Source organism: Streptomyces roseofulvus (assembly GCF_039534915.1).
GTDB lineage: Bacteria > Actinomycetota > Actinomycetes > Streptomycetales > Streptomycetaceae > Streptomyces > Streptomyces roseofulvus.
This window is the reverse complement of the sequence record NZ_BAAAWE010000001.1, coordinates 13,471-35,459: the sequence shown is the minus strand read 5'-3', so window position 1 is coordinate 35,459 and position 21,989 is coordinate 13,471. Positions and strand designations below refer to the sequence as shown.

12 protein-coding genes are annotated in these 21,989 nt (G+C 69.0%); 6 read left to right on the top strand and 6 right to left on the bottom strand.

Annotated features, from left to right (window positions below):
- The first annotated feature begins 16 nt into the window (after nucleotides 1-16).
- Complete coding sequence (locus ABFY03_RS00125) at nucleotides 17-247, top strand: hypothetical protein (RefSeq protein WP_346168690.1); 231 nt, start codon at nucleotides 17-19, stop codon at nucleotides 245-247.
- Between the two features lie 51 nt (nucleotides 248-298).
- Here the strand turns inward: ABFY03_RS00125 and ABFY03_RS00120 are convergent, their stop codons facing one another.
- A complete protein-coding gene (locus tag ABFY03_RS00120) occupies nucleotides 299-517 on the bottom strand; it encodes a hypothetical protein (protein WP_346168689.1) in 219 nt (72 codons plus the stop codon).
- 1,056 nt (nucleotides 518-1,573) lie between these two features.
- On the bottom strand, nucleotides 1,574-1,972 hold the full coding sequence (locus ABFY03_RS00115) for a hypothetical protein (protein WP_346168688.1): 399 nt from the start codon (nucleotides 1,970-1,972) through the stop codon (nucleotides 1,574-1,576).
- Between the two features lie 517 nt (nucleotides 1,973-2,489).
- Here ABFY03_RS00115 and ABFY03_RS00110 point away from each other — a divergent pair.
- The 3 genes from ABFY03_RS00110 (at nucleotide 2,490) to ABFY03_RS00100 (ending at nucleotide 9,678) form a co-directional block, all read left to right on the top strand.
- Nucleotides 2,490-4,019, top strand: a complete 1,530-nt coding sequence (locus tag ABFY03_RS00110) for a GIY-YIG nuclease family protein (RefSeq protein WP_346168687.1) — start codon at nucleotides 2,490-2,492, stop codon at nucleotides 4,017-4,019.
- 751 nt (nucleotides 4,020-4,770) lie between these two features.
- Nucleotides 4,771-5,004, top strand: coding sequence for a hypothetical protein (locus tag ABFY03_RS00105; RefSeq protein WP_346168686.1), 234 nt, complete (start codon nucleotides 4,771-4,773; stop codon nucleotides 5,002-5,004).
- A gap of 150 nt (nucleotides 5,005-5,154) precedes the next feature.
- Nucleotides 5,155-9,678 (top strand): NACHT domain-containing protein, encoded by a 4,524-nt coding sequence (locus ABFY03_RS00100; protein ID WP_346168685.1) that lies wholly within the window; start codon nucleotides 5,155-5,157, stop codon nucleotides 9,676-9,678.
- Between the two features lie 247 nt (nucleotides 9,679-9,925).
- Here ABFY03_RS00100 and ABFY03_RS00095 read toward each other — a convergent pair whose 3' ends face one another.
- The 4 genes from ABFY03_RS00095 to ABFY03_RS00080 form a co-directional block, all read right to left on the bottom strand.
- Nucleotides 9,926-10,834: a P-loop NTPase family protein gene (locus ABFY03_RS00095; RefSeq protein ID WP_346168684.1), complete on the bottom strand. Its 909-nt coding sequence runs from the start codon at nucleotides 10,832-10,834 to the stop codon at nucleotides 9,926-9,928.
- 173 nt (nucleotides 10,835-11,007) lie between these two features.
- On the bottom strand, nucleotides 11,008-13,425 hold the full coding sequence (locus ABFY03_RS00090; protein ID WP_346168683.1) for an integrase: 2,418 nt from the start codon (nucleotides 13,423-13,425) through the stop codon (nucleotides 11,008-11,010).
- Nucleotides 13,422-14,156 carry a hypothetical protein gene (locus tag ABFY03_RS00085; protein ID WP_346168682.1) on the bottom strand — a complete coding sequence of 245 codons (735 nt, stop codon included), beginning with the start codon at nucleotides 14,154-14,156 and terminating at the stop codon, nucleotides 13,422-13,424. Before ABFY03_RS00085 ends, ABFY03_RS00090 begins: the two co-directional genes overlap by 4 nt.
- Nucleotides 14,157-14,308: 152 nt before the next feature.
- Complete coding sequence (locus ABFY03_RS00080; protein ID WP_346168681.1) at nucleotides 14,309-15,346, bottom strand: hypothetical protein; 1,038 nt, start codon at nucleotides 15,344-15,346, stop codon at nucleotides 14,309-14,311.
- Nucleotides 15,347-15,643: 297 nt separating this feature from the next.
- Here ABFY03_RS00080 and ABFY03_RS00075 point away from each other — a divergent pair, with 297 nt between their 5' ends.
- Together ABFY03_RS00075 and ABFY03_RS00070 are read left to right on the top strand one after the other, a co-directional pair.
- On the top strand, nucleotides 15,644-19,252 hold the full coding sequence (locus tag ABFY03_RS00075; RefSeq protein ID WP_346168680.1) for a DEAD/DEAH box helicase: 3,609 nt from the start codon (nucleotides 15,644-15,646) through the stop codon (nucleotides 19,250-19,252).
- A 245-nt stretch (nucleotides 19,253-19,497) separates the two neighbouring features.
- Nucleotides 19,498-21,921: a DEAD/DEAH box helicase gene (locus ABFY03_RS00070; protein WP_346168679.1), complete on the top strand. Its 2,424-nt coding sequence runs from the start codon at nucleotides 19,498-19,500 to the stop codon at nucleotides 21,919-21,921.
- Nucleotides 21,922-21,989: the final 68 nt, after the last annotated feature.

Sequence of the window (21,989 nt, the reverse complement as noted above, 5' to 3'; positions counted from 1 at the left end):
GAGAGGCCGCCGTCCGGTGTGCGCCGACTGCGGCACCCGGTTCCCCGACGAACGGTGGAAGGCCATCGAGCCCGCCGGGTGGAGCGCCCCGCGCGAGACCCACCCGCACCTGTGCGACCACTGCAAGCAGCGCGCCCACGCCGCCGAACGGCAAGCCGCGCAGGCCGGGCCCGAGCATGAGGAGCACAACCAGGCCGTGCCCGAGCAGAAGGCCGGCGGCACCTGGCTCTCCCGCTTCCGAGGCTGACGACCGGATCGAGAGTACGGCCGGGCAGGACGTCCTGCCCGGCCGTGGCGGCTACTCCCAGGGCCGTGGCAGCGCGTGCCACAGGTCCCTGAGCCAGTCGGGCGGGTTGGTGAGGAACTTGTCCACCAGCCGGGCCGTGATGGACCGAGCGGCCCCTTCGGCGGCACCCTGGCCTATCGCGGCGGTCAGGCCGGCACCGACAGCGGGCTGCTGCGGGACGGGCGCAGGGACGGGCGGCTGTGCGGGCGCGGGAACGTTGTCCCGGGTCATGATGCTACTCCCTTGAGCGGAGGAATCGAGGACAGCGGACACCTGCTGTGGTGTCGTCCGCGTGGGGGTGGTGAGCGCCTCGCGGTCGGCGGTCCTGCGGCTCTCTGCGTGAGAGCGTCCCTGTGGGGTCGTAGCCCTGGCCCAAGGTGGCGTGTCCAGCGTAGCGGCGATCGGCGCAAGTGGTGCCCCGGGCGTCTGGCGGGTGGTCATCGGTACTGCCTCCAGCGTCAGTTCGACATGCGGGCGGACAGTGACAGGACTCAGGTGCTTGCGTCTCGTCCTGGCGGGCACGGCTTCTTCAACCCGCACGGGCCGAAGGCCGGGATCCAGGCAGCAGCGACCGGGAGGAACGATCCCGGGGCACGAGGAAGGCCCGGACGCCTGGTCCGGGCCTTGCGCTGTCGGGGGAGGGTGAGTGAGTCGACTGCCATGAAGGGAGTCGGCAACCTGTTCGTCTACGCCACCGCCAACACCGGCCTTTGACCGGCCGACGGGTACAGGGCCTCCACTCACCACCACGCTTACCACCGGCCTTACCAAGCCGCCGCGCACCGCTGTGACCTGCAAGGGCCAGTACTTGGGTTACTCCTCGCCCGCCAAAACCACGACCGACCCCGCCCCCGCCGCCCCTCTCGGCCCTACGCCCCGCCGCACCCGGGTAGGGTCGGGCACAGCCCGCGCCGATATGGCGTGCGCGGGCGAGGCCCGGTGCCCAGCGCGCTCTGGGAGCAGTACCACCGGGCCGCCCCTTCCTTCCCGCTCGGCCTGTCCGTACGGGTTGCGGGTCGCCTGCACGAGCCGGACGGGATGCGGCTGGTGAGTGCGAGCCCCATGGTGAGTCCGGCCGTGACCCTGATAGGTCCGCCCCTTGTTTTCCCAGGTGAACGGGCCTGCTGATAGGCGAGGCTGATAGGAGCTCGGGCCGGGCTTACCACGCGTGTGCAACGCGAACCGAGCTGGCCGGCTTCACGCAGGAGACGTTCGACTTCGGCTGACTCGACGACAGCGAGGCCGGGCAGGATCGCCCTGCCCGGCCCCGCTATCTGTTCCGGTTGCTCACCGGCTGAGGCGGATGCGTGGCCCCCACGCGAGCTCGAGGTCGTCGAGGAAGACGGTCTCCAGCTCCTTCTCCCACTTGCTGCGCAGACCGAACGGGTTGGTCTCCATCCGCTCCAGGACGACCAGGGTCTCGGACTGCCCGATCAGCGCGTACCGGCCGTGCGAGGCGGGCCGACTGCCGGGTCCGTACGCCCGCAGCAGCTCCTCCAGGCGCTCGCGGTGCTGCTCCACGAACGCCTCCAGGCGCTCGATGTACCCCGCCCGTTCCTCGGCGCGCACCGCGCGCAGAGCGACGTCCAGGAACTCCCCGTCCGGCCAGTGCAGCGCCGCGGGCGCGGCCAGGGCCCACGGGAAGCGCTCCGCCGCCGCCAAGACCTCCGTTGCGTCCACCGCCACGACCGGTTCGGCTTCCTGCACTGGTGTGCGTTCTCGCTTTTTCTGCGGCAGATAGAGGGCTCTGAGCCGCAGTGCAGCAGATAGTTGAGATGCCTCTTTGTCCTGCTTGCAGTGCGGTTGATCTGGGCTGCAACAAGTTGAATGAGAAGACCGCAAATAGAGTGAGAACTCGTGGCAGCCGTGGGTCCTTGCCGAGCGGAGGTCCTCGAGGACCGCTCGGAGGCAAGGAGATGCCCTTGACCAGCCGCGGTGGTACTGGTTGCCGGGCCCCGCGTCCATCGCCCTACATTTCCGGATCAGCGAGGACCTGACCGGAGTGAACGGCACCGGCGACGATTCCTGCCCACGCCGTGTACCCGAAGCCGCGGCCTGAGCCCCGGGCCGCTCAGGCCGAGCCGGGCACCCGGCTCCCGCCGGACAGGCGCTCGTCAGCGTCGATGTCAGTGGCCGCCTCTATGCTGCGCCGCACAGCGAGGCAAGACCCCGCTCACCCTTCAAGAGCGGGGAGTTGGAACCCATGGCGCGCACCGGCAGACCGCGGAAGGACCCGCGCCAGCCGGAAGAGATCATGCGGGCGGCGGGCCTGGAGCCCCTGGAGCCCTACCCCGGCAGCGCCGGCCCGTGGCGGTGCCGTCACGGGGCGTGCGGGCGGGAGGTCACCCCCCGCCTGAGCAACGTCACCAAGGGACAGCGCGGCTGCGTGTACTGCTCCGGTCGTGCCCGGATCGACCCCGAGGCCGCAGCCGGAGTGATGCGGGCGGCCGGCCTGGAACCCCTGGAGCCCTATCCCGGCAGCGACCGGAAGTGGCGGTGCCGCCACCTCGCCTGCGGACGCGAGGTCGCACCCACCTACGTCCGGATCAACTCCGGCTCAGGGCCCTGCCGATGGTGCGCACCGAACGCACCGGTCGACCCGGACGTTGCCGCAGCCGACATGCGGGCCGCGGGCCTGGAACCCCTCACCCCGTACCCGGGAGTGGACACACCGTGGCCCGGCCGCTGCACGACGTGCGGAGAGCGCGGGACCCCCACGCTGGGCTCCATCCGGAGGGGGCAGGGCGGCTGCTACCCCTGCGGCCGGCGCAAGGCCAACGAGTCGATGCGCCACGGCGCCGAGACCGCGGCCGCGGCGATGCGGGCGGCGGGCCTGGAGCCGCTGGAGCCGTACCCCGGCACCGCGTTCCCGTGGAAGAGCCGCTGCATCAAGTGCGGGACCACCGTCTCTCCCCGCCTGGGCTCCCTGACCGGCCGCAGCCGACGCCCAGCCTGCAAGCCATGCGCCGACCGGGCAACCGGTGTGGCACAGCGCCACGACGAGGACCTGGCCGTCGCCGAGATGCGCGAGCACGGATTCGAACCGCAGGAACCGTACCGCGGCGTCAAGTACCCCTGGCGGTGCCTGTGCCACGGCTGCGGCACCATCACGTCGCCGACCTTCGGATCCATCCTGGCCGGCCAGAGCGGATGCCGACGCTGCGCCGACCTCCGCGCCGCCGCCGCACGACGGGAAGACCCCGAACGCGCCGCCGCCTCCATGCGCGAGGCCGGTCTCGAGCCCCTGGAGCCCTACACCACGACCATGACGCCCTGGCGGTGCCGCTGCACCACCTGTGGCCGCACCTCGACCCCAATCCTGGCCAAGATCCGCAGCGGCCGCAGATGCAAGTACTGCGCCCGGCACGGCTTCGACCGCGCCGCGCCCGCCCGCGTCTACGTCGTCACCCACGCACAGCACGGCGCCGTCAAAATCGGCGTCGCCGGCGCTCTTCAGCGCAACGACCGCATCGCACAGCACCGCCGCCTCGGATGGGCCCTGTTCTACGAACACCACGTGCCCACCGGCGACGAGGCCCTGTCCGTCGAGCAGACAATCCTGCGCCGCCTGCGCGCCGCCGGGCACGGCATCTTCCTCACCGCCGCCCAGATGCCCAACGGCTGGACCGAGACGTTCGACGCCGCCCGCGTCACCGCCGCCCAGCTTCGAGACGCGATCCGGGAACACCAGCCCACGCCACCCCCACCTCAGCCGCCACCGACCCTGTTCTAGCTACTCCGCACCCGCCCTGGGACGACCCCGGCATCGGTGTTGCCGTTCACCTCGTGCAGGTGGGGGTGCGGCGCGCTCCGAGCCACGCATTACGGCCCTGCGCCAGATCACGCCCGTGGTCAGGACCTGGGCGGCGAGTGTTGCGTACTCAACCACCGCTTCGGGGCCGCATTTGGGACGGTACGGGCGCTGGGGCCTTGGTGCGGAGCCGGTTACCGCCGAAGAAGTCCCTTGCCATCGCGGTTCCTCTGGGTTCTCTGGCCGCACAGTTGAGACACCCAATGGCCCACTCCCACACAGGGAGCCGTGCCACCCCCCTCCCGCCACTGCATCGGGTGGGCAACACACGGACGTTGCCCACCCGATCCAGCGCCCGCAGGACGCCTTTTCCGCCCTCCCTGCACTGCCACGCAGGCCACCGCGAGATAGGAGGATCAGACACCTCAGCTCCACCGCAGTAACCGCCGGGCAGCCAACGTAAGACCTCTTGAGCCCCATGAGGCCAACACGCCCGAATGCCAGCTCACCATCCGGGAGCCATGACCGTGCACCGGGCCTGTCCCGGAACACATCCCAGCCCCTGACATGAACCTCATAGATCCTTCGCCTACGTTCGTGCCGTCGGAGATACTGGCAGCCGGTTGACGCGGCAGCGGTTCAGGCAGCAGGGATTCTGTGGAAGGCGGCTGCGGTAGGAACGCGGTAGCCAGCCGCGCTCGCGCTCGTCGCCGGGGTGCTCGCGGTCGCCGTAGTGGTGCGTCGCCGGGCCGCTTTCGCCCGGATCACGCGCCGCCGCCATCAGGCCGAGGAGCTCTGGTCGCAAGGCTGGTATTGCCACTGCTGCGGCACCGTCCACTTCGCCGACGTCCCCGGCGAGGACCGCCGCCCGCTCACCCTCCAGCGTTTCCGCGGGAGGGGCTGGGGGCACGGCGGCTACGGCGAGCTGGCGGCGCAGCAGCGCGCCGTGAACCCGGCCCGCTCCTGACGGCCAGCCCATCGCACCCCGCAGAACACTGGTCCCCGCGCCGCAAGGCCGGCGCCAATTGATATACAGCCCCCCGACCCCGGAGGCATGATGGCCTGGCGGTGCGAAGCCCGTGCGCTCTGCGCCGTTGACGCTATGGAGGCTCCCTGAATGGCACCACTGAACGCGACGAGCTTCGGCACGCTTCGAACCTGGAACGGCGAGCAGAGCCGGGCCTTCGAAGAACTTGCGTTCCAGCTACTCAAGGACAAAGCCCCTCCCGGAGCACGCGCGATCCGGACAGGCAACCCCGACGGCGGCGTCGAGTGGTACGCCACCCTGCCTGACGGCACCGAGCACGGGTGGCAGGCCAAACATGTCCACGGCATCGAAGCGCTTCTGACAGCCATGACCGACTCGGTCGAGCGGGTCGCGAAGGAACGGCCGGGCTTGCGGAAGCTGGTCTTCGTCATCTCCTGGAACCTGGCCACCGGCAAGAACAGACGCGAGCGCAAGTCCCAGCGTGAGAAGTACACCGACAAGGTCACCACCTGGCAGCAGACCATTCCCGGCGCCGACAGAATCGAGTTCGACCTGGTCCAGGAGAGCGACCTGCTGGACATCCTGGCCAAGCCCGAGCACAACGGCCGGCGCTGGTTCTGGTGGGGCGACCTCATCCTCGGATCTGACTGGCTGGCGCGACACCACCAGCAACAGGCCGATGCGGCAAGCGAGAAATACCGCCCCGACCTGCAAGTCGACGTCCCGATCCAGGACGACCTGCTCGCCCTCGGCTTCGACAAGTCAGTCCTCGCCCACTTCAACCGCCTTCTTCACGGCGTCGTGTCGGCCCTCGCCGACGTGGATGTCCACCAGGAAGGCGACGACTTTGCCGCGGCACCGCTGTACCAGGCCATTCAGCGCGCGGCCGCCACCCTGCAGGGGACGACGGCATCATTCATGCTGCAGGCGGGCGATTCCGCAGACGCCATGGACCTGCTTCTTGAAACGGCGGACAGATGTCAGAGAGCCATCGATGCTGCCAAAGACTTCGAGCGGCAACTCAAAGCAGAATGGCGCGAACTGCCCCAGGACGATCCGGCCAGGGAGAACAAGCCGACGGACCGGGCAAACAGCTACACGATCCATGACCTGCAGAGGGCGATGGGCGAGCTGATCTCCTGGATCGAATCATCAGCCGGCCAGTCGTTCCGGCGCCGGACCTACCTCCTCACCGGGCAGGCCGGATCCGGGAAGACGCACCTCCTGCTCGACGCGACCAAGCGCGCGCTCGACGCCGGGCGCCCTGCTGTGTTTCTCGCAGGAGCATGGTTCGGCCGGAGCAGTCTCTGGGCCAGCATCGCGGACCAGCTCGGCCTGGAAAACGTCGGAGCGGACATCCTCCTGCAGGCCATGGACGCTGCCGGCGAAGCCTCAGCCATGGCTGGCAGTCGATTCCTCCTGTGTGTCGACGCCCTCAACGAGACTTCATCACCGGACTTCTGGCGTGTCCATCTCCCGGCACTGCGGGCTGCCATCAAGCCCTACCCGCACATTGCCCTTGTCGTGTCCTGCCGGGACACCTACCAGGACCTTGTCCTGGAAGGGGCAGAAGGCTCGCACTATGTGCGCAGCAGCCATCCGGGATTTGCCGAGCGAGAGATCGAAGCAACCCAGAAGTACTTCGCGCACTACAAGCTCGAAGCACCGAAGATTCCGCTGCTGACCCCCGAGTTCGCGTTGCCGCTCTTCCTGCGGATGTACTGCGAGAGCTTGTCCGCCCCCGGCGCCGGCGTGCCCTCCACCGGCCACCAGGGCCGGATCGCGATCTTCGAGCGATACCTTGAGGTGAAGATCGCGACAGTGGCACGCCGCTCACGGCCGGACGTAACCTCCGGATACGAACTGGACATGGCCAAAGCGCACGTCCGCAAGGCGCTGGAAGCGCTGCTCGACGAGCTGTCTCGTCTCGGGCGAGAAAGCATGAGCAGCCCCGCCGCCGAGACGTGCGTCAAGAACGCCCTCGACACGAACGCTGACGGCACGCGGATCCTGGGCCTCCTCCAGGAGGAAGGAGTCCTCACCCGCGAGCACCTTTACCTGGGCGACGCCTACGGCGAAGGCGTCCGCATCGTCTTCCAGACCTTCGCCGATTTCCTGCTTCTCAAGCGCCGCCTCGCGCAGTCCACCGACCCGCTCAACGACCAAGCCCTCAAAGACTGGTTGACCAATGAGTGCAGCTGGGGCATCAGCGAGGCAGCCACGATCCTGTTCCCTGAACTCTACGGCCTCGAACTGCCCGACCTTCTTCACATCACTCTCGGCGACGCACCGTCACGGGACGAGGACAGGGCAGCATGGGAACGCCATCGCCGCGACTCGCAGCTCTACCGCTCCCTGGTGGAGATGCTGCCCTACCGCGACGCGCAAGCCATCTCCCAGCGCACCGTCGACCTTCTCAACGACGCACAGCCCTACCTTTCGCGCGGCGAGTTCTACCAGGTCCTGTTCACCCTGGCCCCCCAACCAGGCAACCGCCTCAACGGCGACGGACTGCACCACTACCTCAGCAAGCGCCCCATGCCGCAGCGGGACCGAGATTTCGGGTTCGCGACCTATCACGAACTGTTCGAGCCGTTCAGCCCCGCCTCCCGCCTCGCACGCTGGGCTGCCGCCGGCCCCTATCCCGCCTACGCTGCCCACGTCATCGAGCTGGCTTGTATCCCGTTGTGCTGGCTGCTGTCCTCACCCAACCGCTTCATGCGCGACTGGGTCACCAAAGCCCTCGTCCAGCTTTTGAGCGGCCACCTCGATGTCACGCGGACGCTCCTTGAACGGTTCTGGAAGGTCGACGACCCCTACGTTGTCCAGCGCGTCACCGCCATCGCCTACGGAGCCCTGCTCCGCAGCACGCCAGCACAAGCACCCGGTGCGCGGGCACTTGCCGAAGCCGTTCACTCGCTTGTCTTCACCCCTCCTGTCCGGGCGGACGAACTGCTCCTCGACGCCGCCCGGGGCATCGTCCGGTGGGCGGTCGCCCACCAGCTGCTGCCCGACACCGCGCTGACCTCATCCCAGCGCCCCTACGGTCTCACGCCGCCCGGACCGCCACCCACCGAAGCCACCATCGAGGCCAAGTACCCATGGGACAAGGACCAGCCCGACGAGGAAAGCTACGCATCCATCAGGTTCTCGCTGCTGGGCATGGGCGACTTCGGCCGATACGTCGTCGAACCGGGTGTCCACCACTTCTCCCGGCACCGTATCGGCCAGGACTATCCGGCCCGCGGACACGGCAAGCCACGGTTCGTCAAGAGCCGCTGGAAACAGTTCACGGCATCACTCAGCGACGAGCAGCAAGCGTCGCTTGCCGATTGGCTGGCCAACCCCGAATCACGCAGCATGAGCCGCCTTGAGCTACTCCTGGAAGACGAAGACGATCCTTTCACCGAAGAGCAGCGCCAGTTGCTAGAACGCGCCTTCGTCTACCCGAAGTACGTCAGCGACGAGTACTCAGCCGACACCGCCCGACGGTGGATTTTCCGCCGCACCCTCAGTCTCGGCTGGACACCCGAACTCTTCGGTCGCCAAGACCGCATGATCGCCCACCGCGACGGCAGAGAAGGACACAAGGCCGAACGCTGGGGCAAGAAGTACCAGTGGATGGCCTACCACGAACTCCTGGCACGCATCGCGGACAACTACCAAACATCACGCAGATTCGACGACAGCGAACCCTACGAAGGACTGCACCAGATCATCGGCGACCGCGAAATCGACCCCAGCCTCCCGCCGATCGACTTCCGCGCCTTCAGTGAGAACACCGGCAGCGGCGAAACCTGCTGGGAACCACCACCGATCCAGCTACTGCGCTGGCCTCCCACACCCCTCGACTTCCGTCACTACCAAGACGACACCTCCCAGTTCATGGCCGACACAGCGACAGAACCCACCGTCCACAATTCCCTGTTCGTAACCGACCGCGACGGCAACGACTGGGTTGTGCTCGAGAGTTTCGTGAAGAAGATCGATCCACTGGCACGCAGAGGCTGGCAGGGCCTTCAGGAACACAGCTCCATCGGCACGTTTCTCACTACCGCCTCCCACGCCCGCCGTCTCGTTGCCGCCCTTCCCGAACAATCCGGTCACCGGATCAGCGACCTCACCGATTCCCATGGCCACACCGACTGCTGCTACATCGGCGAAGTAGGCCGCACCGGGCCCGCCTGCCCCAACCGGCACGCCGAATTCCACCAGACACACCTGGCAGACAAACCCTACGAAATTGCCGCAACCATGGAGCGATACACCTGGGAAGGCAACATCCTCGACTGCTCCATTGACGCAACCACAAGCACCACCCTGCCCTCGACATTCATCCAGCAGACCGCTGCACTCACCTTCGACCCCCGCGGCCCCAGCTGGCTCGACGAAACAGGAACCCCAGTCTTCACCAACTACGACGAAGAAGGAAACGACAGCCACGCCTTCCTGGTCCGCGCATCCTTCCTGAAGAATTTCCTGACCAAGCACAAGCTCGAACTCATCGTGCTCCACCGCTTCGAACGGATGAGGCTCAGCGACAACCACAGAGGCGACAATCCCTACGTGGAGGAACGCACCGAAGCCCGGCTCACCGAGCACTTGGTGCTCCGCTCCAACACACCACGACGCACGGAACGCAACCTCACCTGAGTATTCGGCCCAGTCAAAGGAACCGCAGACCGATGGCGTCTCGCCCCACGAGGGATGGGGGTGCCCGGATGCCTGTCGGTGCCGACTTGCTGGCGCTCTGGAAGGCCAGCCGCCCCTGGACCTCCGTACGCGGTTGGTCCGCGCCCACGCGCCCAGGCGGCGTCCCGCACAAGAGCGTCAAAACCGCGCAGAGCATTGAGGTGCTGCAGCTCTGGCAAGCGGTGCCGGTCGTTGGCGATCTCGATTTTCAGGCTTGTTCCGCCTGGACCAGGTCGAGGTAGTGGGCGGCGTCGTGGAGGACCTCTTGGGTGAGTGCTTCTGTCCCGTCGAGGATGGAGAGTTGGGCGGCCATGCCGATCAGCGGGGTGAGGTGTTCCATGAGGCCGTCAGTAATCCGGTAGATGTCCTTCTCGTGTTCCAGGAGGCTGCCGGGCGTGTGGTGCCGCAGCCGGAGCCTGCCGTCGAGTGTTGCCAGGGTGCTGACCCACTCGTTGGGGTGTTTCTTGCAGCGGGGCGGCAGTCGGTTGACCCAGAGGGTGGGGACCGAGCGCGGCCGGATCGGTGCAGTGGTCTCGGTGGGCCGGCGCAGGGCTGGGAAGCGGGCGGCGCGGGCCTCGCGCAGGATGTCGCTGGAGCCGATACCGCTCCAGAAGACAGTCAGATCCAGCTCGTCGGCGAGGTAGTCGAAGAAGTCGAACGTCGGCTGCAGATCCTCGGGCCTCAGCCGGTCGATCCCGTCGACCAGACAGACCTCCGTGTGAGCGTGGCGCATCACATGGACCGCGGGGCCGGTGAAGTCCTTCATCCGTTGGACGGGCCGCTGCTCGGTGTCGGAACGGTACAGGTCCCAGCCGACGAACACCGCCAGGGCCGCTGCCCAGTCGGCGGGCGAGCCCTGTTCCGGCGGGGCGTTGACGCAGACGACCGGGATACGGCTGTCATCGATGCCGTGAAGCTTCTCGCGGCGTCCCTGGTGCGCCAGACCGATGTGGTGCAGCAGGGTGCGCTTGCCGGTACCGCGGCAGTCGCTGTCGACGGCGACGTGCTGGCAGGGGTGGCGGCGTTCGCCGTTGAGGCGCAGCAGCCGTCGTGCGGTCTTCAGGCCAGTGGCGATGTCGGTGGTTTCGACGAGGCCGAGCTGGGCGTGGTAACGCACCCGGGGGTCGTCCTCGTCGACGGGCGTGGAGTCGTCGGCCGGGGGGATTGGGGGAGGGGAGGGTTGGTGGCGTACACGTGCCCGCCAGCCCTGCAGGGTGGTCGGCGGCCCGGGGGACAGGACCGGTGCCGGCGCGGGGGGTGGGGCGCTTTGAGCGTCGCGGACGGGGGTTCTCACTGGTCGTCTCCTTGCCGTGCGCTGTCCGGTTCATCGCTGGGCAGGCCGCCGGGCGGGGGAGAGGCGGGGCTGTTGTCGGCCCGGAGGGTCTTCTCCGGGCGGGGCCGGCCGTCGGTCTTGCTTATGGGCCTGGGATCGGTGGAGGTTGGCGGGTGGAGGCCGGGCAGGGAGGCCAGGAATTCGTCAAGACTCTGGCCCGCGCCCCGGGCGGGCTCGGATGCATCGAAGAGATCTCCTGCCGGGCGGTCGAGGGACCGGAACGGGCGGACGGATTCCGGGTCCAGAGGCGGCAGGTCGCCGTAGGGCTCGGCAGGCGCCGGCAACGCCGGACGGGACGGCGCAGCCGGGCGCGGAGTTGGCTTGCTCGTGGGGGTGGTGGCCTGGGGGCCGGCGGTGGCGGTGCGCAGCAGTCGGGCGGTGGCGCGGGTGATGGCGGCCTCGTCGCGGCGGCTGCCGCCGGCGGCAAGGTGGATGTGCAGGGCCTCGGCCCATGTCTCCTCGGTCCACCGGTCACTGAGCAGCCGGCGGTGGATGAAGGGCACCTCGATCCATGGGTCGGTGCCCGGTTCGGCCCGGTGGTTGAACAGCCAGGCCACCTCCGGGTGGTCGGGGGAGTAGTGGACCTCCCAGCGCCCCTGCTGAGCTGTGATCCCGGAGGACCCTCGGCACGGGTCCAACTTGCCTCGGCCGAGGTTGTAGGTGCGGTTGTTGATCTGGAAGCCCTTACGGCTGACCCGCACCCAGACGGCCGGCAGGAGTTTGCGGTTCTCCTGCTCGGCCAGGGTGGTGGACCGGTAGCCGCGCAGGGACACCAGCGCTGCGTACATCTGGTTGGGAGTCAGGCGCAGCCCGGGGGTGAAGGGGGAACGGAGCGCCCCGTGGGGGGTCTGCTGCCAGTGGAGGACCACCCACTGCTCGAACAGCTCCTGGAGCTGGGGGATCGTCCACAGGGGCTGCTTGCGGACGCGTTTGCCGCGCAGGTCCAGGCGGTGGTGGGTATAGGTGGCCAAGTACTGGCTGAAGCCGGTCTTCACCGCCCGCATGGCGCGCTCGACGATCGCCTTGTCGGGCGCGGTGCGTAGCCTTGCCTCGCGTACCTCGATGCCCAGGGAGTGGCAGGCGCGGGTGAAGTCCGCCGAGATGAACGGCGAGCCGTGGTCGATGACGAGCGTCTCGGGCTTGATGACGGGCCGGGCAGCGGACCCGGCGAATCGGGGGTCGGCCGCCAGGAGGTCCTCGAAGGGTAGGTCGGAGCCTTCCATGAAGGTTTCCGGCGCCCAGCCCGGCCGCGCGGGAAGCGGGGCTGTGGTCTGGGCGACGACCTGCATGGTGTCGAAGGAACGGGTGGCCCGCCCGGCGAGCCACCGCCCGGTCCCGCCGGTGCGGCCGGTCCGCTTGGGCACGATCAGCGAGCCGACGATGCTGCGGGTGGCCACGTCGATCGCGATCGTGAGCTCCACGGAGATGACCCGCCCGTCGTCCCCCAGGACGAGGACGTCCAGCCCGGTGGTGTCGATCTGCATCAGCTCCCCGGGCCAGCGGGCCCATGTCGCCCGCCGGGAGTCAGACCGTGCCGCCGAGATGGCGGACCCGGCCGCCTGCCGGGCCGCGGCAGTGTGTGCGTTCTCCGCGGTGATCCCCAGCCGCTCCAGCAACCGGTAGAACGTCGCCGGACTGTTCACCAGCCCCCGGGCGGTCTTCGGATCGGCCAGCAGCTTCGCGTAGCGGACCCGGACCGTCTGCTCCACCCGGTCGATCAGCCGGGACAGCGTTCCCGGTGACAGACCTCTGGCCCGCTCGTCGTCCAGGATCTCCCAGACGATGTCGACCACTCGCCCGTCGACGCGTCCATGCGGGTTCGCGGTGCGCAGGTGTCGTTTGTCGACCAGGCCCATCAGGCCTTCTTTGCGCCAGACCGCGCATTTTCGTTCCACGGTGGCCGCGGACACCGGCACTCCGGCCTGGGTGAGCTGGTCGGCCTTGGCCTGGTACCGCTGGCGCAGGGTACGGCGCTTGGGGTCGAAGGCCGGATTGGGTGGAGTGGTGGCGGGAACGTTCGGGGCCTGCTGGTGCAGTACCTCCTTGACATGCCGTTCCCACTTCTCGGCGGCCTTGCGTACGTCGCGTGGCAGGGCATGGAACTCGCCGATGCGGCCAGGCAGCGTACTGCGCGGGGCCGCCCGGTTCAGCACGGCGAAGTCGGGGGCGGAGGTCACTGCCGTCTGCAGGATGATCAGTGGCTCTGCCGGCTCCTCGGGTTCCATCGGCTCCGCGACGTCGAGGAAGAGACGAGGTCCGTGGAAGGCGGTGACCACCCAGTCGGCACCACGGAAGCGGACGGTGTCGCCCACCGCGATGGTGTCAGCAGCGGCCGGCGCCGCCGCGTCTACGGCGTGCCGGGGAGCTGCGGTCATGCGATCTCTCCAGCGCTCGCCCATGCCGTCGATGACGGTGTGAGCGGGATGCTCATGTCGGTGCGCAGACGTCGCGTCCAGATCAGGTGATAGGCGAGGTCAAGCCCCAGTAACGGGGGGAGGGCGGCGGCGCGCACCCCGGAGCGGATGGTGCGCGGCGAGGTGAACTGCCCGGACAGGACCTGGTCCTGCCCGGCCGTGAGCCACCGTGGACTGCGGGCGGCATAAAGGAGCTTGAGGTTGTCCAGTTCCACACCCTCGGGTGGCACCTGCACCTGGATCTGCCAGCAGGCGGCCGCCGCTGCCACGGCCAGCACTTCCTGCTCGTGCCGCCACTGGTCGGTGAGTTCCTCGGGCTGCACGCAGATCACCTCGCGCCGTCCCGCCCGGGAGGCGACGAACGCCGGTCGCAAGCTGCGACGGCGCCCCTGGAAGCTCCAGCACAGCTCCATCGGCCCCGCGCTGCGCAGCCCCACCGCCGGGTCGCGGTCCAGGAGCATGGCGCAGTGCTGCTGACGCAGCGAGCCGCACGCCAGAGCCTGGCCGGTGGCCGATGCCCAGGCGTTGGTGACGAACGACTTTCGCCCCGGGTAGGGGATCGGCCGATCCAGCGGGGCCAGCTCCTCGAACGGCACCTCGGCCGCCTCGGTCACCACAAGCTCACGCCGACGCCCGAACCGGTCGAGATAACAGACGGTGATGTCGCCCGCGCTGACCAGGGTTCCCGGCATGTCCGCCCCCTCTTCCACCGGTGCTGCGGGCCGCAGTCGTGCGTGTCCCCGCTCCAGCATCCGGGCATCGAGGAGATGTCCGCAGCGACTTGTATTTCCATCCTCCGATCGGGCAGATGTGTGGATGCGCGTGCGAACCATGCGAGGTGCGTTCATACGGCGATGAAAGCATCGCTCCAGTCCCAGGGCAGACAGCAGCGCTCGAGTGACACCCGGCTTTCATCGCCCCGATGGATCAGTGCCGTGACCGGCCGCCGGGCACGACTCCGGCCGCTGCGTTCGACCTCCCCCAGGGCCGGTGCGCACTTGTGGTGCCGGGCGAGCCACTCCGCCACCGGCATCTGCCATCTGCCCGGCGGCAGCCCGAACTCACCCGCCAGTCGGGACAACTCAGCCACCAGACCGGCCTCTGCCCCCGTCCAGGGCCCGCCAGGCCGGTCCGCCCGCTGCTGCTCGTAACGCAGCAGAGCCCTGGCCACCCACAGAGCCTCCGGATACACCAGCAGCCATGCCGTCTCGACGTTCCCGGGCTCAAGCCCGGCCCGATCGGCCCGGTCGGCCCACCGGCGGGTCATGGGGGCGCGGCGCCACCACGAGCCGGTGACGGCGAAGGCATCCGCGACCAGCATCGCCCCGGCTGGCCCGAACCGCCGCTCGAGCCGGCCCCGCCTGCGATGCGCGCGCACCGTCTCCGGCAGCCGGGCCAGGTCAACCCCTCCCGGCCCGTCCTGGCGTACATGGGTGAACCGGCCGTGCCGTTCGCAGATCCGCCACCTCTCCGGCCAGACCTGCCACACCTCACCCCAGCCCCCGCCGCGTGCCGCCGCACACAATCCGCAGCCCGGCACCAGATAGTGCGCCAGCGGCTGCCACGGCCACTCCCACCGCGCCTGATCACCTGGCAGAAGGTGGGATTCCCGCAGGTGCGGCAGGGCCCACCGCAGCCGAGCGGACGGCACGCCGAGCATCTGCGCGAGCCGGTCCGCCGCCGCACCGCTCAGCAGCACCTCCGCCAGATGCGGAGGCAGGGCCTGCTGCCTGGGCGGCCCGTCACCCAGTTCGGCGAGCAGGAAGTCGACCTCCACCCCCTGCACACCGGCCACCCGCCACAAGAACGAGCAGTTCGACTCGTGCGCCATGAAGCGCACCGGTTGCCGCGACAGGCTCCTGCCCCACATCGCGTTTTCCAACGTTCCGCCCCCGCCCCGCTTTCACTGCTGCCCGGTTACGGGCGCCACTCCCGCGCAGTCCTTGCTGATCCTTAGTCCGCGTCCCGGTCCCTGGGTCCGGGTGACGCCGCACGGCTGTTCCGTGGGGATCTCTAAGCCGGTGTGGCACTGCGCTCTCTACCACGGCGCACCCGTTGCCGACGGGAGAGTTCACCCCCAGGAGTGAGGAGACCCGCATCGAGCACCCGACGCCGCACGCCCGGTCCGCATTCTGCCCCTTGAAGCCCGTCATTTGCTTGAGCCGGGGGGAGCCGTCCTGTGCTGCACGACCTGCCTGCCCAACGCCTGCCCAGCGAACTGTGGACGCGCCAGCGCGCTGCGGCGGACTGTGTCCTCAACGACTTCGCCATGGGCCATGCGCGTGTGCAGGTCATCATGCCGTGCGGCACGGGAAAGACCCATCTCGCCGTGCACATCGCCCACGAAGTCGCCCCCGACAGCCGCAGCCTGACCGTGATGCCGACCCTGGACCTGCTCAACCAGACCGCCCGCGTCTGGCACAACTCCGGTCGGCCCGGCCACTACGTCGGACTGTGCTCCGACAAGCAGACCAGCGAACCCGTCCTGAGCGGCGTGCTCACCATGACCAGCGACCCCGCCCGGCTGGCCGCCGCCGTGCGCGGCGCCGACGGGCCCGTCAGCATCTTCGCCACCTACGCCTCGCTGCCCAAACTCGTCGAGGCCCACCAGCGTCACCTGCTGCCGCGCTGGGACATCGCGGTCGTCGACGAAGCCCACCGCACCGCCGGCGCCCGCGCCAAACCGTGGGCCGTCATCCACGACGACGACGCCATCCCCGCCCGCCACCGGCTCTACCTCACCGCCACGCCCCGGATCTGGGACGTCAATCGTGGCATCACCACCGAGCCGATCGCCTCCATGGACGACACCGACCTCTATGGTCGCGTCACCTACCGTTACTCGCTGGCTGAGGCCATCCACGAGGGACGGCTCGCTGACTACCGCATCGCCGCCCCCGAAATCCACGACCCGCACCTGCACGCCTTCCTGGCCGGGCGCAAGGGCAACGGCGCCCACCACACCCCCCAGGCCGATGCCATGCGGGTGGCGGCGGCCCAGCTGACCCTGTTCAAAGCACGCGAAGAGCACGGCATCCGCCGCACGGTCGTCTTCAGCCGCAGCATCGTCCAAAGCGAGGCCTTCGCCGAAACCCTGCCCGAAACCGCCGCCGCCATCCCCGGCGGCCACGCCGAGGACCTGTGGGTCGCCAGCGTCCACTCCCGCAACGGCCGCCGCGACAGGCGCGAGCGCCTGGCCCGATTCGCCCAGCCCCCGCAAGAGACATGCGAGGGCCGGCTGGCGGAGCTGAGTGTGCTGTGCAACGTCCGCCTGTGCGTCGAAGGCGTCGACTTCCCGCTGGCCGACTCCGTGCTCTTCGCCGATCCCAAGCAGAGCACCATCGACATCGTCCAGGCGATCGGCCGCGCGCTGCGCATCGGCCCTAGCATGAACAAGATCTCCACCCTGGTCATCCCGGTGCTCTTCGGGCCCGGTCAACGCGCCGAGGACGCCACGTTCGGCACCCCGTACCACCTGCTGCACCAGGTCATGATCGCTCTCAAGGCGTACGACGAGCACTACTTCCGCCGCCTGCCCATCAGCGGCCCCCGACTCCTGCTGCCCACACCGGCTTCCGCCATCCGGCCCGCGCGCGCTCCGGAGATCGCCCCGCACCTGATGCTGCGGATCATGGAACCAGAGCCCGACATCTGGGAGACCGGGATGGCCTGCGCCCAAGCCTTCTTCGACACACACGGCCACCTGATCGTCCCCAGCAACCACATCACCGACGACGGCTTCCACCTCGGCTGCTGGCTGGGCTACCAGCGCGCCCTCAAGGCCGCCGGCAACCTCTCCGCAGCCCGCGTCGCCGCGCTGGCCAGCTGCAACATACCCTGGGCGCACCCCAAGAACAGCACGGAGACGTTCCTGGACATCGCCCAGGCATACGCCTGCGAGCACGGCCACCTGCTCCCCGAGCCGGCAGAGGCCTATCAGGGACGCCCCCTGGGCGAGTGGCTCGCCGAGCAGCGCCGCCAGGCAGCCGATGGCACCCTGCCCGCCCCCTACCAGCGCGCACTGAAGGACATCGACCGCTGGTGGAACCCCGCCTGGCCCGAAGAGTGGCAGCGCATGTGCGCCCGCGCCCGTACCCACGACCAGACCCTGGCCATCCCGGCGGGCCCGCTGCCGGCCGACGCCGACGACCTCACCTGCTGGCTGGACGAACAGTTCGACTCCTTCCCCGCCCTCGCTCAGGGCCAGCAGGCACAACTGGCCGCGCTGCCCCTGCAGCATGACCCCCTCGCCCTCGCGCTGCGCCGCGCCGTCGGCAGCCAGGCCGCTTTCCACGCCCGCGGTCTGCGCGCCGCCCGGCGCTTCTACCGCACCCACCAGCACTTGCGCGTACCCGCTGCCTATCTCGACGACCACACCAACCCGCGCTTCCCGCTGGGCAAGTGGATCGCCGACCTGCGCGTCCTCGCCCCCGCGGGCCTCCTCAGCCGCGAAGAGATCGACTCCGTCGAACCCCTGGCCATGGAATGGGCCCCCCAACCCCAGCAGGAGAGCACGGCCACGCTCCCCGGGACATCCACGAACACCACCGACGAGCACCCGCCTGTTCAGCGGCTGCAGCTGGCACTCGGTGTCGCTGACCTGCATGAACACGGTCAGGATTTCTGGGTCGCGGGCCGCGAACCGTCACCTCCCATGCTGCCCGACGTCATCCTCAACGGTGGCCGGCGCATGCTGCTCAGCATGCCGGCCGGGGGAGGCAAGACCATGACGGTAGCGACAGCGGTCCACGCAGCCGCGAGCCGCGCGTGCCTGGTGCTCGGGCCGGACCGGACCTACCTCCACGACGTGGTCAAGACCTGGCGCATGGTCAGCCGACGACCGCTCGCGGGCATTAACATCCAGCCCACCCACAGTGGCAAGGCGGGCGACAAGCTGACCACCGCAGGCCAACTGGCCGACTGGATGGCACAACAGCCTCCGGGAGCCCTCGTCGTGGCTCGCTACAGCGATGCCGGGCTCATCGCCGAAAGCCACCGCGACCACCACCTGCCGCCCTGGGAACATCTCGTCGTCGAGGAAGCTCACCGCACGTTCGAAGGCATCACCAGCTCGGACCATCCGGACGCCGTGATCCACTACGACGACGGCATCCTCGCCTACAAGCGCGTCTACCTGACGGCCACACCCCGCATCCCCAACGAGCTGCCCCGCCCTGGAGACAGCCGAACCGAGATCGCCTGGGCCGTGGACATGCCCGCCCAGCCGATCTTCGGCACCCACCACCCCAGCGTGGACCGCGCACAGCTCGTGGACAAAGGACTGCTCAGCCCCTACCGGCTGATGCGGATCCAAGTACCCGAACTGCCCAGATTCCCCATCTGGCGAGCCCAGGCCCTCGGAGCAGCCCACCTCATCGAACAGCACCGCCTGCGCCGCGTGGTAGCCGTGCTCCCGGACCGGAAGGAGGCCGAAGCCTTCGCCTGCCAACTCGCCGTCCACATGCTCGACGCGAAGATCCTCATCCCCCGGCAGGGGGCCGTGTACTACCCGCACAACCAGCCGGTGATCCGCTGCCAGCGCGCGACCGACCCCATGCCCCCCGACCTCGACGCCATGGTGCTCCCCTCCAGCGCCTACACCACGCTGGAACTGGTTGACGTCCTCTCGCCCCTGATGGGTCAGCACGCACAACGCGCCGCGCAGACAGCGATCATCGTCCCCGAGCCGGTTGCCCCCGACGATGACGCACCCGCAGTCGCGCCCCCAGCCGTCCTGCGCCAGATCGCAGCGGCACTGTGGGCGCATGATCCTGGCGGTCCTTGCTAGAGCGCGGATGACGTCTGGGGCATCAGGCCATGAGGACGCGCTTGCGGAGCAGTTCGCATCCTGAGCACGGCAGCGTGGCCTACCACCCTGCGCAGGGTCGGGAACGGGTTGTCGCACCTCACGAACTGAGCACGTTCATCTGTACCTGCTGAGCACATTCGGGTGTACACCGACACCACAGACAGAGGGGACCCAGATACCGTCCCCTCTGCAGCATCCGCCCGACGCCGTCGGACCAGTACGGGATGATGTGGGTCATGGTCACTCCGGTCGCGTCCGCTGTCCCTCGCCCTGCCGGTCGTCCTGTGCTGCGTTCGGACCAGGAGCGGGGTCTTGCTGCTGCGGTCAGGCATTTGCGTCGCCCGCGTACCCGGGCTTTGTATGTGGCGGCGACGGGGACGGGTAAGACTCTGGTGTCGATCCGGGTCGCGGACGAGCTCGCAGCGCGCCTGGTTCTGGTCGTCGTGCCCACGTTGGACCTGGCGGTTCAGACGGCGCTCGCGTGGCGCCGGGATGGTCATCTGGAGCACATGGTGATCGTGTCCTCGATGGACACCGGCGCGCACGATGCGCTTGCCGCCCGCAGGGTCGGTTCCACCAGCAGCCCGCAGGCCCTTGCAGCATTGATGTCGGTGGTGGGGGAGGAGGACGACCAGCTGCCTGCCCTGACGGTTATCTCGACCTACGACTCACTCGACAAGATCGAGGCGACGCAGCACACCTGCTACACCGTGCCACCCTTCGACCTCGCCATCATGGACGAGGCGCACCGCATCGCCGGCCGGGCGGACAAGAAGTGGGCAATGGTCAACGACGCGGCACGGATCCATGCCGAGCGCCGTCTCTACATGACGGCCACCCCGCGCAGCTTTGCCGCACCCGACCTGGCGGACTCCGCCTCGACTGCCCGCCGCCACCCCCGAACCCCTTCCGCACCGGCGGTGGATGCGGTGGCGAACAGCATGGACAACGAGGCCGTGTACGGGAAGAAGGTCTTCGAGTACCCGCTGGCGCAGGCCATTGCTGACGGCGTGGCCGCGGACTACCGCATCGTGGTTCCCACCGTCACCGACACCGAGCTCCGCGCTCGCCTCAACCTTCTCGCCGTCGGCACACCCTCGGGTTCGGACTCGCCAGAGGGGGCGCTGCGCACCACCGCCCTCCACCTCGCTGTCCTGAACGCCATGGCCAAGCACTCCATGCGCCGAGTCCTGGTCTTCTTCCACCTGGTCGAGGACTCCGTTCGCTTCACCCGCGAACTGCCTCACACCCTGCGCCGCCTCCGCACCGCCGACCCCGACTGCTTCCCCGGCCTCGACCCCGACGTCTTCCACGTCCACGGCGACCACACCGCCGACCAGCGCACCGACATCTTCGCCCGCTTCGCCGCCTCACCCCGCGCGATCCTCACCAACGCGAAAGTGATCGCCGAAGGCATCGACATCCCCAGCGTCGACGCCGTCGTCTTCGCCGACCCCACCAGCAGCATCACCCGCTGCGTCCAAGGCCTCGGCCGCGCCCTTCGCCTGGACGTCTCCGGCAAGACCGCCAGCCTCATCGTCCCCGTTTACATCCCGCCCAGCGAGGACCCCGAGAACATCCTCGGCACCCCCTACGAACCGGTCTGGGCCATCACCACCGCCCTGGCCAGCCACGACCACCGCATCCTCGAACGCCTCCCCGACAAGACCAACCGCCTCACCACCGAGACCAGCCGTCTCATCCAGCACCGCTGGCACTTCGACTACACGATCCACCCCGAACGCATCGCCCGCGGCATGGACCTCATCGCGTTCAACCCCCGCGGCACCCTGACCCGCACCCGCCGCGAAGGCCTCGCTTCCGCCCAGGCCTTCCATGACACCTACGGTCACCTCGATGTGCCCGCCGAACACACCGACCCGGCAGGCTTCGAACTCGGCCGCTTCATCACCACGATGCGTGACGCCGCGACCGCCGGCCGCCTCGAACCCGACTGGATCGCCGAGCTCGACGCGCTCGGCATGATCTGGGACAAACACCAGGCCGCCTGGCGCGCCCGCCTTACCGCTGTCGCTGATTACCACCAGGCGCACGGCCACCTCGCCGCCCCCGCCACCACCCCCCTCGGGGCCTGGCTCGCCGAACAACGCTCCCTCGCCACACACGGCCACCTAGACACCGCCCGTGCCGCCGACCTCACCGCCATCGACCCCGACTGGCAACTGCCCCACGGCCCCGACTGGCACCGTAAGTACCACTTGCTGCGCCGCCACCTCCAGACCGGCCAGCCCCTCACCCCCGACACCACCACCGGCAACATCAACCTCGGCAGCTGGGCCACCCGCCAGCTCACCACGTGGAACACTCTCGACCCGGGCCAGCACCGCCTCCTGGCAGCCCTCGATCTCACCCCCGCCACAAGCCCCCTGGCGCCCCGCCCCACGACCCGGCGCACCTTCGCCCAGACCGTCCAGATCCTTGAACTCTTCCTCCACCGTGAACGCCGTGCCCCCGCAGCCCGCGAGACGATCACCGTTGACGGCGACACCGTGAAGATCGGCCCCTGGTTTGCCAAGACCCGCACCAAGATGCGCGCCGGCCAGCTCGACGCCGAACACGCACGCCTCATCGCCGCCCTCTTCGAAGGCGAGTGGACCAGCGAGAATCCTGCTCCAGCCTTCACCTGAGCAGTCCCACGAAGAAGCGGTGTCGCGCCACCGCTCAGGCTGGCCTCAGCTCCGAGCTCGCGATGCCA